Source organism: Mycobacterium sp. 1423905.2 (genome assembly GCF_001673155.1).
Taxonomy (GTDB): domain Bacteria; phylum Actinomycetota; class Actinomycetes; order Mycobacteriales; family Mycobacteriaceae; genus Mycobacterium.
In genome coordinates this window covers 1-705 of sequence record NZ_LZLE01000199.1, presented here as the reverse complement: position 1 = coordinate 705, position 705 = coordinate 1, and the positions used below count along the sequence as shown (strand labels likewise).

Sequence of the window (705 nt, the reverse complement as noted above, 5' to 3'; positions counted from 1 at the left end):
AAGTGCCAGGCCGGTCCGCCCCGCCAGCCAAGACGCCAGTTCAGGTCGCCACGCAGCCAGCCTGGTCCGCGCAAGTTGATGCCCAGCTCACCACGGGGTCCGAACCATCGCGCGAAGGGTGGGGCTCCCAGACCGCGGAAGGCGGCTCGGAAATTTCCGGGTGGGGTGCCGAAGGAGTGGAACCCGCCACGGAAATCGGCGCGGGGTCCAAACGGCGCGCGGAACGCGCCGCGGAAGTCACCCGCCGGCGCTCCGAAACCACGGAAGGCGCCACGGAAGTTAGCTCCCGGCCCGCCCGGGCCGCGGAAGCCTCCGTTGAAGCCCGCATTGGGACCGCCCGGCACCCGTAGGCCGCCACGCAGCTGCGTGGCCGGCGGTCCGACATTGCGCCACTGTGGTCCAACCCCGCCGGGACCGCCGCCGCCGGGGCCGGCTCCGCCGGGACCGCCGCCGTGCGGCCCAGGTCCACCGCCCGGGCCACCGCCACCGGGGCCACCGCCGTGCGGACCGGGACCACCGCCAGCTTGCGGCGCGGGACCACCACCACCGGGGCCGCCACCGCCGGGACCGCCACCGTGCGGACCCGGATTACCCCCGCCAGGGCCGCCACCGGGGCCACCGCCACCCGGGCCGCCGCCCTGGGGACCGGGATTACCACCGCCCGGGCCGCCGCCACCGGGGCCACCGCCACCGGGGCCACCGCCA

At 77.2% G+C, this 705-nt stretch carries 1 protein-coding gene and 1 pseudogene; one reads left to right on the top strand and one right to left on the bottom strand.

All coding sequences use genetic code 11. From position 1 onward, the window contains the following. Positions 1 to 344: pseudogene (locus A9W95_RS27490) on the bottom strand (hypothetical protein); the annotation flags it as partial. Positions 345 to 452: 108 nt separating this feature from the next. Here A9W95_RS27490 and A9W95_RS28310 point away from each other — a divergent pair. Next, a partial coding sequence (locus A9W95_RS28310) for a hypothetical protein (RefSeq protein WP_371328058.1) occupies positions 453 to 705 on the top strand: 253 nt, incomplete at its 3' end.